Source organism: Streptomyces pathocidini (genome assembly GCF_001418495.1).
GTDB classification, from domain to species: Bacteria; Actinomycetota; Actinomycetes; order Streptomycetales; family Streptomycetaceae; genus Streptomyces; species Streptomyces pathocidini.
Genome location: NZ_LIQY01000450.1, coordinates 1 through 12,407 on the forward strand (window position 1 = coordinate 1; position 12,407 = coordinate 12,407).

Annotated in this window: 10 protein-coding genes; 3 read left to right on the forward strand and 7 right to left on the reverse strand. The window is 71.8% G+C overall.

Features of this window, described 5'->3' with window-relative positions:
- Positions 1–3 precede the first annotated feature (3 nt).
- The 7 genes from AOK16_RS20005 to AOK16_RS20035 form a co-directional block, all read right to left on the reverse strand.
- Entirely contained in the window at positions 4–1,515 is a 1,512-nt protein-coding gene (locus AOK16_RS20005) for an MFS transporter (protein WP_055473576.1), read from the reverse strand.
- A 73-nt stretch (positions 1,516–1,588) separates the two neighbouring features.
- A complete protein-coding gene (locus AOK16_RS20010; RefSeq protein ID WP_055473577.1) occupies positions 1,589–3,403 on the reverse strand; it encodes an IucA/IucC family protein in 1,815 nt (604 codons plus the stop codon).
- Entirely contained in the window at positions 3,400–3,984 is a 585-nt protein-coding gene (locus AOK16_RS20015; protein WP_055473578.1) for a GNAT family N-acetyltransferase, read from the reverse strand. Before AOK16_RS20015 ends, AOK16_RS20010 begins: the two co-directional genes overlap by 4 nt.
- The gene (locus AOK16_RS20020; RefSeq protein WP_055473579.1) at positions 3,981–5,330 is read right to left on the reverse strand and encodes a lysine N(6)-hydroxylase/L-ornithine N(5)-oxygenase family protein; all 1,350 of its coding nucleotides are present in this window, start codon (positions 5,328–5,330) and stop codon (positions 3,981–3,983) included. The genes AOK16_RS20015 and AOK16_RS20020 overlap by 4 nt, the downstream gene beginning before the upstream one ends.
- A 92-nt stretch (positions 5,331–5,422) precedes the next feature.
- Entirely contained in the window at positions 5,423–6,982 is a 1,560-nt protein-coding gene (locus AOK16_RS20025; RefSeq protein WP_055473580.1) for a pyridoxal phosphate-dependent decarboxylase family protein, read from the reverse strand.
- A 186-nt stretch (positions 6,983–7,168) separates the two neighbouring features.
- A complete protein-coding gene (locus AOK16_RS20030; protein ID WP_055473581.1) occupies positions 7,169–8,035 on the reverse strand; it encodes a siderophore-interacting protein in 867 nt (288 codons plus the stop codon).
- 74 nt (positions 8,036–8,109) lie between these two features.
- A complete protein-coding gene (locus AOK16_RS20035; RefSeq protein WP_055473582.1) occupies positions 8,110–9,138 on the reverse strand; it encodes an ABC transporter substrate-binding protein in 1,029 nt (342 codons plus the stop codon).
- A gap of 130 nt (positions 9,139–9,268) precedes the next feature.
- Here AOK16_RS20035 and AOK16_RS20040 point away from each other — a divergent pair, with 130 nt between their 5' ends.
- From AOK16_RS20040 to AOK16_RS20050, 3 genes are read left to right on the forward strand one after another with little or no spacing between them, the layout of a single operon-like run.
- Entirely contained in the window at positions 9,269–10,351 is a 1,083-nt protein-coding gene (locus AOK16_RS20040; protein ID WP_055473583.1) for a FecCD family ABC transporter permease, read from the forward strand.
- The gene (locus tag AOK16_RS20045) at positions 10,348–11,424 is read left to right on the forward strand and encodes a FecCD family ABC transporter permease (RefSeq protein ID WP_055473584.1); all 1,077 of its coding nucleotides are present in this window, start codon (positions 10,348–10,350) and stop codon (positions 11,422–11,424) included. The genes AOK16_RS20040 and AOK16_RS20045 overlap by 4 nt, the downstream gene beginning before the upstream one ends.
- Entirely contained in the window at positions 11,421–12,344 is a 924-nt protein-coding gene (locus AOK16_RS20050; RefSeq protein ID WP_079101588.1) for an ABC transporter ATP-binding protein, read from the forward strand. Before AOK16_RS20045 ends, AOK16_RS20050 begins: the two co-directional genes overlap by 4 nt.
- Positions 12,345–12,407: the final 63 nt, after the last annotated feature.

Consider the following 12,407-nt stretch of genomic DNA (forward strand, 5'->3'; position numbering starts at 1 on the left):
CTTCTACGCGGTCTCCTCCCGCCCCGCCCTGCTCAGCAGCCACGCCGCCAACCACCCGCCCACCAGCACCGCGGCGGCACCGACCAACTGGCCCGTCTCCACGCCGGAGGCGAAGGCGCCGGATACCGCCGCGCGCTCCGCGTCCGTACGGGCCGCCGCCAGCGCCGCGGGCAGGGACGAGCCCGCCGATACCAGGGCCGCCGGGAGCAGCGCAGAGAAGCGGGAGCCGAGGACCGCGCCCAGGACCGCGACGCCCAGGCCGTTGCCGAACTCTGCGAGGGTGCCGTTGATGCCCGCGCCGACCCCGGCCCGGTCCCGCGGGATCGCCGACATGATCGCCTCGGCCATGGCCGGGTTGGCGAAGGCACAGCCCGCGCCCATCACGACCAGGCCCACCAGCAGCACGCCGTAGCCGTCGGAGGCGAAGAGCGCGACCACGGCCAGGCCGACCGCCAGCAGCCCCATGCCCACGGCGATGGCGAGCGGCAGCCCGAGGGCGCGCGTCACCCGTGCCGAGACGCCGGTGAAGTTGAGCGCGACCACGGTCAGCGCGAGCGGCGCCGTCCGCAGCCCCGCCTCCAACGGGCCGTATCCGGCGATGAACTGGAGGTGCTGGGTCAGCAGGAACAGTGCGCCGCCCGCCCCGAAGGTGATCAGGATGGCGCCCGCGACCGCGCCCGAGAACCGCCGGTCGCGGAAGAAGTGCATATCGAGCATCGGGTACGGGATGCGGCTCTCCCAGTACGCGAAGGCGGCCAGAACGACCACGCCGACCGCGGCCGGGAGCAGCACCTGTCCCGACCCCCAGCCGTGCTCCGGGCCGGAGATGATCGCGTACACGAGCGCCGTCATGCCGACCGTGGACAGCAGCGCGCCGAGCAGGTCGGGGCGGTCGCCGCGCGGGCTCTTGGACTCCGGGACGAGCACGACCACCGCGACGATCCCGAGGGCCACCACGGGCAGGTTGATCAGGAAGATCGCGCCCCACCAGAAGTGGTCGAGCACGATGCCGCCGATCAGCGGGCCGCAGGCGAAGCCGAGCGCGTTGACCGCGGCCCAGATGCCGATGGCCCTGATCCGCTCCTCGTCGTCGAAGATCTGCAGCGCCACGGCCAGGGTCGTGGTGAGCAGCAGCGCGCCGCCGATGCCCATGCCCGCCCGGGCGGCGATCAACTGGCCGGTGGTCTGGGCGAATCCGGCCGCCAGCGAGCCGATGCCGAAGAGGATCAGGCCGGTCAGCAGCATCAGCTTGCGGCCGTAGCGGTCGGCGGTGTTGCCCGCGGTGAGCAGCAGCCCCGACTGCACGAGCGAGTACGCGTTGATCATCCACTGGACGTCGGCCGTGCTCGCCCCCAACTCCCGGGTCAGGGAGGGGATCGCGACGCTCAGGATGGTGTTGTCGAGCAGGACCACGAGCTGCGCGAGGCAGATCACCCCGAGGATCAGCCAGCGCGTGGGCAGGCGCTCGCCTCGGTCGGCGGGGGGAGAGGTCGCGTCGGCGGCCACGGCGGTCATGCGGACTCCGGTGAGTCGGGGGTGCGAGTGCGGTGCCCCCGGAGGGCCACCGCACCCGCACCGGCCAATGCGATCACGCGGATCGCGGGGCGAATTTCGCGATCGGGTTCTCCAGCACGCCGATGACCTGCAGGGCGCCCGCCGGGTCGGCGAGGTCGACCATCTGCTGGTTGTCGCGCAGCTGGAGCCGGTTGAGGCAGGAGCGGCCGAACTCCGGCGCGAACAGGTCGTACTGCCGGAACTTGTCGGCCAGGTGCGGCGCCGAGGCCTGGTACGCGGTGACGCAACCGGCGACCGCGGCCCAGAACTCGTCCTCCTCGATGACCCCTTCCTCGCTCAGGGTCGCGCCCAGGAAGCGCAGGAAGCAGTCGAAGACATCGGTGAAGATCGACAGCAGCTTCATGTCGTCCGGCACGTCGGCGCGGATGCGCTGGACAGCAGGCGGCAGGGCCGCGTCCGGGTCCATGACGGCGATCTCCTCGGCGATGTCCTTGAAGATCGCGCGCTGGACCGTGCCCTGCTCGTCCAGGACGAGGATGACGTTCTCGCCGTGCGGCATGAACACCAGGTCGTAGGCGTAGAAGCAGTGCACCACCGGCGTGAGGTAGGCGTCGAGGTAGCGGCGCAGCCAATCGCGGGGCGCCAGGCCCGAGTCGGCGATGAGTGCACCGGTGAGGGAGGCGCCGTCGCGGTCGGTGTGCAGCAGGGACGCCATGGTGGCGAGCCGCTCGCCGGGGGCCAGGCCCGGCACGGGGCTCTCGCGCCACAGCGCGGCCAGCATCTTGCGGTACGGGGAGTAGCGGTCGGTGGCCGCCTCGTACTGCTCGTGCCGGTAGCCGATGGCGGCCCGCTCGCGGATGATCGAGAAGCCGAGTCCGGTCAGCACCGGGTCCCGCGCAATGAGGTCGGCGAGCCAGTCGTTGATGGCCGGGGTGGCCTCCATGTAGGCGGCCGAGAGCCCGCGCATGAAGCCCATGTTGATGACGGACAGGGCCGTCTTCACGTAGTGCTTGGCCGGGTCGCTGGTGTTGAAAAAGGTGCGGATGGACTGCTGGGCGAGGTAGGCGTCCTCGCCGTGGCCCAGGCAGACCAGGTTGCGGCGGGCCACCTCGGCGGCGAAGGTCACCGACAGCTTGTTCCACCACTGCCAGGGGTGTACGGGGATGAGCAGGAAGTCGGCCGGGTCCAGGCCGAGTCCGGCCAGCGTCTGCGCGAACCGGGCCAGCGTCTCCTCGCCCAGCTCGTCGCGCACGAGCCGCTCGTAGTCGAGGTCGGCGGAGACGGTGAAGGTGGCGCGGTCGCGGTGTGCGGCGAGCCAGATCAGCCGTACGGGCGCGGCGGCCTCGGGCGCGTACGAGCGGTACTCGGCGATGTCGAAGCCGAGCCGCCCGTTGTTGGCCACGAAGCACGGGTGGCCCTCGGTCATCCCGGTCTCGATCTCCTGGAACCCGGAGCGGGCCAGCTCGGCCGCGGTGACCGCCTTGGCGGCCAGCTTGTACGCGGTGCCGGAGAGGGTGGAGCTGATCTCCTCCAGGTAGACCGGCAGGACCCGGTCGCCGAGCCCGAGCGCCTGGCGGAACTCGATGAAGAACTCCAGGGCGTCCAGCGGGAGTTCGGCGCCGCCGCGGTGGCGGGTGATCGAGTCGGCGTCGACCTGCCAGTGGTCCAGCGCGCGGCGGCCGGCCGCGAAGCGGTACTCGACCGAGCCGTCGTCACTGCTGACCGCGAACCGGCCGCCGGGTATCTCCTCGGGCGCCAGCAGGCGCTCGTGCGTGAACTCGGCCAGCGCCTTGCGGACGAGGAGGCGGCCCGCCCGGTCCCAGTGCTCGGGGGTGAGGTGGGCGACGGCCTCCGCGGGAGTGAGATCGGGGTTTGCGGAGGGATTCATCGGGTGGCTCCTTGGGTGGCCAGGAACTGGTCACGGGTGCAGATGCTCAGGTACGCGTTCTTCTCCGGCTTCGCGATCTTCTCCACGATCTCGAAGCCGACCGCCTCGTTGAGGGCGTGGACGGCCGAGTTGCGCACATCGGGCTCGACGACGACGCGGCGGACCTCCGGGTCGTCGAAGAGCGCGGCCATGACCGTGGTGATGACGGCCCGGGTGAAGCCGTGCAGCGGGGTGTCGGTGGGCGCGCACAGGAAGTGCATGCCGATGTCGCCGGGGAGCGCCTCGTACAGGCCCTTCAGCTCGACGTGCGCCGGGTCGTAGCGCTCCACGAGGAACGCGGGGCGGCCGTCGTGGAGGCCGATGAAGGCGTCGTGGTGCGGGTGGGCCGCGATGGCCGCGTACTCGCGCTCGACCTCGACCCGCGTCATGCCCTGCATGAGCCAGAACGCGGCCTTGGGGTGGGTCACCCAGGCGTGCAGCAGCTCGCCGTCGGCGGCCGGGTCGGCGGGGCGCAGGGCGAACTCGCCCAGCTGGGGGTCGGTGCGGCGGAAGACGGTCCCGGTGGTGTCGTGGTCGCTCATATCTCCGCACTCTCCCGTACGCCGGTGGGGATGCCGAACTCCTGGAAGGCGATGGCCTTCTCGACCGGGTAGTGCTCGCGGCCCAGCAGCTCGCGGATGATGCAGGAGTTGCGGTACGCGCCCATGCCCAGGTCGGGGGCGGTGATGCTGTGGGTGTGGGTGGCCGCGTTCTGCAGGAAGATGCCCTGCCCGGTGGTGTCGATGCTGTAGTTGCGGCGCACGTCGTAGCGGCCCTGCTCGTCCCAGACGATGCGGTCGGTGACCGGGGCGAGGAAGTCCGGCACCTGGTAGCGGTAGCCGGTCGCCAGCACGAGCCCCTGGGTGGCGAGGCTGAAGTCCTGCCCCTGCTCCTCCTGGCGCAGCCCGAGGGTGTACGTGGCGGTGGTCTCGTCGTAACGGGCCTCGGACAGCGCGGTGTTGGTGAGGAGGCGGGTCGGGCAGGGGCCGCGCCGGTTCTTGATGTAGAGCAGGTCGAAGATGTCGTTGATCAGCTCGGAGTTGATGCCCTTGTAGAGGTTCTTCTGGGAGTTCACCAGCCGGTCGCGGGTCGCGGAGGGCAGCCCGTGGAAGTAGTCCACGTACTCCGGCGAGGTCATCTCCAGCGTCAGCTTGGTGTATTCGAGCGGGAAGAAGCGGGGCGAGCGGGTCACCCAGGTCAGCTCGTAGCCGTGCGCGTCGATGTCCTGGAGCAGGTCGTAGTAGATCTCGGCGGCGCTCTGCCCGCTGCCGACGACCGTGATGCTCTCCTTGGCCTGGAGCTCGGACTTGGTGTCCAGGTAGCGGGAGTTGTGGATGAGGTCCCCGCCCAGGTCCTGGCAGGCGTCCGGAACGTACGCCGGGGTGCCGGTGCCCAGGACCAGGCGCCGCCCGCGGAAGGTCTTGCGCTCGCCGGTCGCCAGTTCCTCGGCGCGCACGAGGTAGACCTCGCCCGCCGCGTCCCACTCGACCGAGGTCACCTGGTGGCCGAAGCGCAGGCCGGGGAGCTTGGCGGCGGCCCAGCGGCAGTAGTCGTTGTACTCGCTGCGGAGCGGATAGAAGCTCTCGCGGATGTAGAAGGAGTACAGCCGCCCCTCTTCCTTAAGGTAGTTGAGGAAGGAGTAGGGCGAGGTCGGGTCGGCCAGGGTGACCAGGTCAGACATGAACGGCGTCTGGAGGGTGCTGGTCTCCAGCAGCATGCCCGAGTGCCAGTCGAAGTCCGGCTTGCTCTCCAGGAACAGTCCGCTCAGCTCGTCGATCGGCTCGGTCAGGCAGGCCAGGCCCAGGTTGAAGGGGCCGAGCCCGATGCCGATGAAGTCGTACGGGCCGGATTCAGGGCCGGAGGTCGGGGTGGCGGGCTGGGTGGACAAGGGGATCTCCCGTTGGGCGGTGCGGGTGCGGTGGGCCGGCTCGTGGCCGGCGGGCGCGGTGGTCAGCCGACGCGGTGGTCAGCCGGCGGTGGTCAGCTGGCGCGCGGGCGGCTGAGTTCGGTCGCGGTGTGCTCGGCGAGGCAGCGGCCGGCGTGCTCGGCGATCAGGTCGAGGACGTGGGCGATGTCGGCGAGTGTGGTCTCCGGGTTGAGCAGGGTGAACTTCAGGTAGTGCCGCCCGTCGACCTTCGTCCCGGCCACGATGGCGTCGCCGGAGGCGAACAGCGCCTCGCGGGCGTGCAGGTTGATCCGGTCGGTGAGCACCGGGTCGGCGCCGGCCGGGGGCACGTAGCGGAACACCAGCGTGGACAGCTGCGGGCGGGTGACGACCTCGAACCGCGGGTCCTCGTTCAGCAGTTCCCAGCCCCCGGCGGCCCGGTCGACGACCTCGTCGAAGAGCTCGCCGATGCCGTCGGCGCCCATGACGCGCAGGGTCATCCACAGTTTGAGCGCGTCGAAGCGGCGGGTGGTCTGGATGGACTTGTCCACCTGGTTGGGGATGCGGTTCTCGGCCATCCGCGCCGGGTTGAGGTAGTCGGCGTAGTACGTGACGTGGCGCATCGTCTCGCGGTCACGGACCAGCACGGCGCTCGAACTGACCGGCTGGAAGAAGGACTTGTGGTAGTCCACGGTGACCGAGTCGGCCCGCTCGATGCCGTCGAGCAGGTGGCGGCGGCGCGAGACCAGCAGCCCGCAGCCGTACGCGGCGTCGACGTGCAGCCACGTACCGGCGCGCTCGCACAGGTCGGCGATCTCGGGCAGCGGGTCGATGGAGCCGAAGTCGGTGGTGCCCGCGGTGGCGACGACCGCCATGACGACCAGGTCCTGCTCGGCGCAGCGCTCCAGCTCGCGGGCGAGCGCGACGGTCTGCATCCGCTTGTCGTGGTCGCAGGGCACGGAGATGACAGCCTCGGGGCCGAGTCCGAGCAGGGTGGCGCCCTTGGTGATGCTGAAGTGGCTGGCCTCGGAGGTGAGGATGCGCAGCCGGGGCAGGATCTCCGGCTTCCGCAGGGACGTTTCGGCGTTCTTCTGGACGATCCGGCAGGCCTCGTCCCGGGCCAGCAGCAGCGCCTGGAGATTGGACTGGCTGCCGCCGCTGGTGAAGATGCCGTCGGCGGCCCGGCCGAAGCCGATGCGCTCGGCGGTCCAGTCGACCAGCCGGCGCTCGATCAGCGTGCCGCCCGCGGACTGGTCCCAGGTGTCCATCGAGGAGTTGACCGCGGAGAGCACCGCCTCGCCGACCACCGCGGGGATGACCACCGGGCAGTTGAGGTGGGCGAGGTAGCGGGGGTGGTGGAAGTAGATCGCGTCGCGCAGATAGACACTCTCCAGCTCGTCGAGGGCGGCGGCCGGGTCGCCCAGCGGCCGGTCGAGGTCGATGGCGGAGACGGCGGGGGCCAGCCGGTCGGGGGTGATGCCGGTGAACGGCCGGTCCACCCGGGCGAGTTTGACGGCCACGCGGTCTACGCCGTCGGCCACGGAGCTGCGGTAGTGCTCCGCGGTCGCCCGGTTCAGCAGATGGGACCGCGCGTCGAGCGCCGTTTGTGGAGCGCTCTCCGTAGTGGCCTCGGCGGGCTCAGCAGGGAAACTCACGTTTTCGTCCTCCCAGTTGCGGACGTGACCTGGCGAGATCGGCTCGCGCGGAAGTTAGGTTAGCCTAACCTTACTTGGGCCACCAATTCGGGGCGGTGCGCCATTCCTCGGGTGCACAGCCGGTGAATTCCCGCTCCCGGGCGTGCGGAAGGGCCCCGCCCTGAGGTGGGACCCTTTCGTGCCGCTCTAGTCCTGGCTGCTCGCGCTTCCGGAGAGGGCTTCCGCCCGGAGATCCTCCTCCGAGGCTCCCTGGCGCCAATACCCGGCGAATTTCACGGACTTGCGGTCGAAACCGCGCTCCCCCACCAGGTGGCGCCGCAGCGCCCGCACGCTCCCCGACTCGCCCGCGATCCACGCATACGGGCTGCCGCCGGGCAGTTCGGCCGCGCGGACCGCGTCGAGCAGCAGGCCCTCGCGGCGGTCCGGACCGGTGCCGCGCACCAGCCAGTTGACCTCGGCGTCGGCCGCGGTCGGCAGGTGCTGGAGGTCACCGGCGTCCGGCACCTCGATCCAGACCTTGGCGGCCACCCCGGAGGGCAGCCAGGCCAGGATCCCGGCGACGGCCGGCAGCGCGGTCTCGTCCGCCGTGAGCAGCACCCAGTCGGTGGTCAGCGGCGGCCGGAACCCCACGCTCTTGTTGTCCTCGGCCGTCGGGCCGAGCAGCACCACGCAGTCGCCCGGCAGCGCGCGGGCCGCCCACCGGGAGGCGGGCCCGCCGTCGCCGTGCAGCGCGAAGTCCACGTCCAGCTCGGCCCGTTCGGGCCGGGCTTCGCGCACCGTGTACGAGCGCATGACCGCCCGCACCGCAGGGTCCATCGCCCGCCACTGGGCGAACCAGCCGTCGCCCGACCAGGTCGGCACGACCGGCAGCGGCTGGCCCGGGTGCGGCAGGAACAGCGAGAAACTCTGGTCCCTGCCGCCGCAGGCGAACTCCCGCAACGCCTCGCCACCGAAGGTGATCCGCACCACGGAGGGCCCGAGCCGTTCACCGCGTACGACATGGGCGTCGAAGAAGCGGAACGGTGCGGCGGTGGCGGTGGTGACTGCGGTCATGCGAGATCCCTCCCGGAAGTTGCCGTGGGCCGTGGGGTCTTGGTCGACGGGCGTCAGGCCTGCCGACTACACGGTCAGCTGACCTTCTTCGCGTTCTTGATCGCCTCCGCGAGGTCCTCCAGCAGCGGGGCGCACTTGTCGTAGGAGTAGACGGGCTCGGTCACGCGCGGAATCACCTGGCCGGCCTTGACGGCGGGCAGCTTCTTCCAGATCGGCTTGGACTTCGCCAGGGCCTCGGGCTGGAGCGCCGAGCTGCGGTTGTCCATCATGATCACGTCGGCCGGGTACTTGTCGGCGTTCTCCCAGCTCAGGGACTCGAACCAGCCGCCCTGGTCGAGCTTGCCCGGGGTGACGAGCTCGATGCCCAGCTCCTTGAAGGTGCGGGTGTCCGTCGGGCGGCCCGGGGTGGAGACGTAGAAGTAGTCGGCGCTGCCGGACCCGATCAGGACCTTGATCCCCGGGTTGGACTTGGCGGCCTCGCGCACGGCGCCGAGGGCCTTCTCGTAGCGGGCCTTGGCGTCGACGACCTTCCGCGCCTTCAGGTCCGCGCCCAGGGACTCGGCCAGCGCGGCGCGGCGCTCCAGCGCCTCGGTCATGGAGACGTCGGCGGCCCAGAGGGCGACGCTCGGGGCCAGCTTGAGGATCTTGTCCTTGGACTCCTCCGGCACGTACCAGAGGGCGTCCTTCTCCCACATGTCCGTGATCAGGACCTCGGGGCGCAGCGCCGCGTACTTCTCGACGTTGAACTCGCCGTAGACGTTGCCGAGGATCTCCACCTTCGCGATGTCCAGGTCGCCGGCCTGCACGTCCGGCTTGCCGCCGGCCGCCTTGGTGGGGCCGAAAACGCCCTTGACCTCGATGCCGTAGTCGTGGAGCGCGGCGGCCGTGCCGGTGAAGGCGACGATGCTCTTCGGCGCGGACTTGGTCGAGGCCTTCTTCTGACGGTCGTCGGTGAACGACCAAGCGCCGCCCTTGGCACCCTCCTTGGACGACCCCGAACCACCGCTTTCCCCGCAGGCGGCGAGCATGGCACCGAGGCCGACGGCGCCGCCCGCGGCGAGCAGGCCACGGCGGGAGAGCTGAGCGGTTCTGTCGTATGGCATGGTGCGGTGTCTTCTCTCGTACGTCGGGAGGGGGCGGCCTATGGCCTGGATTCGTGGTTAGGTTAACCTAACCAAAGTATTTGTCCAGAGGGCGGGTCGATTTCCGCCCCGCCCTGTACCGGAGCCCGACGTGCCTCTCGCGAAGTCACCGCAGGCCCAGGGGAGTTCGGCGGCCGAACCCCGGCCCCGGATACGCCCGCGACCCCGGATACGCCCGCCGCGCGGCCGGCACGCCCTGCGCGCGGCCGGGCTGCTCGGCTCCGCCCTCCTCCTGCTCGCCGTCCTCGCGCTCAGCCTCGCCGTCGGCGCGAAGCAGCTCACGCTCGCCGAGGCCTGGCAGGGGCTCACCGACAGCGGCTCCGCCGCGTACACCGTGGTCCACCAGATGCGGCTGCCGCGCACCCTCCTCGGGCTGCTCGTCGGCACCGCGCTCGGCCTGGCCGGCGGCGTGATGCAGGCACTGACCCGCAACCCCCTGGCCGACCCCGGGCTGCTCGGCATCAACGCGGGCGCCGCGGCGGCCGTCGCCACCGCCATCAGCTTCCTGGGCGTGACCACCTTCGCCGGCTGGGTCTGGTTCGCCTTCGCCGGCGCCGCCGCCGTCTCGGTACTGGTGTACGCGGTGGGCGGCGGGCGCGGGGCCACCCCCGCCCGGCTCGCGCTGGCCGGAGCCGCGCTCAACGCCACGCTCACCGCGTACGTGAGCGCGGTGATGCTGCTCGACACCGTCTCGCTGGACAAGATGCGCTTCTGGACGGTCGGTTCACTGGCCACCGCCCAGCCCGACACCGTCGCCAAGGTGGCGCCCTTCGTCGCCGCGGGCCTGCTGCTCGCGCTCGCCCTGGCCCGCCCGCTCAACGCCCTCGCGCTCGGCGACGACGCGGCCCGCGCCCTGGGCACGCGCCCCCAGCTGATCCGCGCGGGCGCCATCGCCGCCGTGACCCTGCTGTGCGGTGCGGCCACCGCCGCCTGCGGGCCGATCGTCTTCGTCGGCCTGATGGTCCCCCACCTCGTACGCGCCCTCACCGGGCCCGACCTGCGCTGGATGCTGCCGTACTGCGCAATCCTCGCGCCCGTGCTGATGCTCGGCGCCGACGTCGTCGGACGGGTGCTGGCGCGCCCCGGGGAACTCCAGGTGGGCATCGTCACCACCGTCCTGGGCGGGCCGCTGTTCCTCTACTTCGTGCGGCAGCGGAAGGCGGCCCAGGCATGAGCGACACCCGCGGCCCCACGGCCGTCCTGCGCCCCCGCGGCCAGGCGGTGCTGCGCACCCCCGGCGGGCTCTCCCTACGCTTCCGGCCGCGGGCCCTGGCCGCCGGCGCGGGCTGCGCGCTGCTGGCGCTCGCCCTCGCCGTGCTCTCCATCGGCAGCGGCGACTACCCGCTCAGCCCGGCCCAGGTCTTCGACACACTGGCCGGAAACGGCCTGCCCGCCGACGAGTTCATCGTGGGCGAGGTCCGACTGCCGCGCGTGGTCACCGCTCTCCTCACCGGGGCCGCGCTCGCCCTGGCCGGCGCGATCTTCCAGGCCGTCGTCCGCAACCCGCTGGGCAGCCCCGACATCCTCGGCTTCACCCAAGGCGCGGCCACCGGCGCGCTCGCCGCGGTCGTCCTCGTCGGCGGTGGCAGCCTGGCGCTCGCGGGCGGCGCGGTGGCCGGCGGCACGGTCACCGGCGCGCTGATCTACGCGCTGGCCTGGCGCCACGGTGTCCACGGCTACCGCCTCGTGCTCATCGGCGTCGGCGTCGCCGCGATCCTCACCGGCGTCAACGGCTATCTCCTGACCCGCGCCCAGATCACCGAGGCGGCCCGCGCCGTCCTCTGGCTCACCGGCAGCCTGGACGGCAGCGGCTGGGACAACGCGCTGCCGCTGCTCGCCGTGATGGCGGTGCTGGTGCCGGTCACCCTCCTCGCCTGCGGCCCCGCCCTGCGGATGCTGGAGATGGGCGACGACGCGGCCTACGCGCTGGGCGTGCGCGTCGAGCGGGTACGCGCCGCCCTCCTCGTCTCGGCCGTGCTGCTGGCCTCCTTCGCCGCGGCGGCCGCGGGCCCGGTGGCCTTCGTGGCGCTCACCGCACCGCAGTTGGCCCGCCGGCTGACCCGCGCGCCGGGCCCCAACCTGCTGCCCTCGCTCTGCATGGGCGCGGCCCTGCTGGTCACCGCCGACTGGCTGGCACAGCGGGCCTTCACCGGGCACCAGCTGCCGGTCGGCGTGGTGACCGGCGTGCTGGGCGGCGGCTATCTCGTGTGGCTGCTGGCCACCCAGCGCAAAGCAGGCCGAATATGACGCACACGGCCACGAGCACGACCGGCACCACGGCCACAGGCACGACCGGCACCACGGCCACGGGCCAGGACGGAGTACGGGACATGGAACAGGGCGCGACGCGACTGAGCGGGCACGGGCTGACCCTCGCCTACGAGCAGCGGACCATCGCCGAAGGGCTGAGCGTCGCCATCCCCGACCACTCCTTCACGGTGGTCGTCGGCCCCAACGCCTGCGGCAAGTCGACCCTGCTGCGCGCCCTGTCCCGCATGCTGAAGCCGGCCGCCGGCACCGTCCTGCTGGACGGCCAGGACATCAACTCCCTTCCGGCGAAGAAGGTCGCGCGCACCCTCGGCCTGCTCCCGCAGTCCTCCATCGCCCCCGACGGAATCACCGTCGCCGACCTCGTCGCCCGCGGCCGCTACCCGCACCAGGGACTGCTGCGGCAGTGGTCGAAGGACGACGAGCGGATCGTCGGCGAGTCCATGGCGGCCACGGGCGTGGCCGACCTGGCGGACCGGTACGTGGACGAACTCTCCGGCGGCCAGCGCCAGCGCGTGTGGATCGCCATGGCCCTGGCCCAGGAAACCCCGCTGCTGCTGCTCGACGAGCCGACGACATACCTCGACATCGCCCACCAGATCGAGATCCTCGACCTGTGCGCCCGGCTCCACGAGGAGCAGGGCCGCACCCTCGTCGCCGTCCTCCACGACCTCAACCACGCCGCCCGCTACGCCACCCACCTCATCGCCCTGCGCGACGGCCGCGTGGTGGCGGAGGGCGAGCCGGGCGAGATCGTCACGGCACCCCTGGTGGAGGAGGTCTTCGGCCTCCCCTGCCGAGTGATCCCCGACCCGGAGACGAACACCCCACTGGTAGTCCCGACAGCCCGCCAACGCACAGCCACACGAGAACCGGCCCCCGCAAACCAGGCAAGCTGAGCCGAGACCGACGCCCCCGGATCCGCCCACTGGACGCCGGCTCCGGCCGATGGGGTCTGCCGA

What these genes read in the sequence shown, in the direction of transcription:
- AOK16_RS20045 (WP_055473584.1), top strand. Translation starts at nt 10,348, where the DNA reads ATGAGCGACACCCGCGGCCCCACGGCCGTCCTGCGCCCCCGCGGCCAG.
- AOK16_RS20050 (WP_079101588.1), top strand. Translation starts at nt 11,421, where the DNA reads ATGACGCACACGGCCACGAGCACGACCGGCACCACGGCCACAGGCACG.
- AOK16_RS20010 (WP_055473577.1), bottom strand. Translation starts at nt 3,403, where the DNA reads ATGAATCCCTCCGCAAACCCCGATCTCACTCCCGCGGAGGCCGTCGCC.
- AOK16_RS20030 (WP_055473581.1), bottom strand. Translation starts at nt 8,035, where the DNA reads ATGACCGCAGTCACCACCGCCACCGCCGCACCGTTCCGCTTCTTCGAC.
- AOK16_RS20005 (WP_055473576.1), bottom strand. Translation starts at nt 1,515, where the DNA reads ATGACCGCCGTGGCCGCCGACGCGACCTCTCCCCCCGCCGACCGAGGC.
- AOK16_RS20015 (WP_055473578.1), bottom strand. Translation starts at nt 3,984, where the DNA reads ATGAGCGACCACGACACCACCGGGACCGTCTTCCGCCGCACCGACCCC.
- AOK16_RS20035 (WP_055473582.1), bottom strand. Translation starts at nt 9,138, where the DNA reads ATGCCATACGACAGAACCGCTCAGCTCTCCCGCCGTGGCCTGCTCGCC.